The sequence below is a fragment of the Nonomuraea harbinensis genome (genome assembly GCF_019396385.1).
In the GTDB taxonomy this organism is placed as follows: Bacteria; Actinomycetota; Actinomycetes; order Streptosporangiales; family Streptosporangiaceae; genus Nonomuraea; species Nonomuraea ferruginea.
Map to the genome: position 1 here is coordinate 1 of NZ_JAHKRN010000132.1, position 732 is coordinate 732.

Below are 732 nucleotides of genomic sequence, written 5' to 3' on the forward strand. Positions count from 1 at the left end.
GCGCTGGTAGTGGCAGTGTCGGGCTGTTGCTTGGTGGCGGCGGCGCCAGTCTGACCAGCGCAGAACGTGCGTGGTAGAGGGGTGCCAGGTCAGGATGAGTGCGGCCAGGAGCCGGCGGATCTCGGGCAGGGTGAGTGGGATGCGGTCGTCGGTGGTGGGTGGCTGGGCGGCGGCGATGGCGGCCAGCAGGGCCAGGGCGAGCATGGCGAGAGTGATGTGCCGGTGCCAGGGCGTCCAGCCGCGCACTTGGTAGTGGTCCAGGCCGACCTGTCCCTTGGCGGCTTGGAAGGACTCCTCCACCGCCCACCGGATACCCGCGATCTTGACCAGGGCCATGAGTGGCTGCCGGTCGGGGGCGTAGCAGCGGTAGAACGCCAGTTCACCGGTGGTCAGGTTGCGTCGGATCAGCAGCCACCGATAACCGTCGCCCCGGCCTTCGTCGATGCGGGCCCAAGCCCAGGCATACCAGCGTGGGCCCTTGGCCCCCTGACCGGCGCGATAGCGGTGCCAGTGCCGATCGGCCACCCGCGCCGCGACCTCAGCCGCGCTCAGAACAACGCCCTGCAGTTCGACGCGCCGGTTACCGGCGATGGCCAGCACATAGCCCATCCGGCGCGCTTCCAGCGCGGCACGCAGACGCGGGTCCTGGCCATAGACCTCATCACCCGTCGCCCAGGCCGCCTGCACGCCGGCCTCCAGCGCGGCCAGAAGCATCGCCGTGGCCAGGGCGGG

The 732-nt window shown here is 70.8% G+C and carries 1 protein-coding gene; it reads right to left on the minus strand.

Annotated features, from left to right (window positions below; all coding sequences use genetic code 11):
• A partial coding sequence (locus KME79_RS44330; protein WP_219552683.1) for an IS701 family transposase occupies positions 1-732 on the minus strand: 732 nt, incomplete at both ends.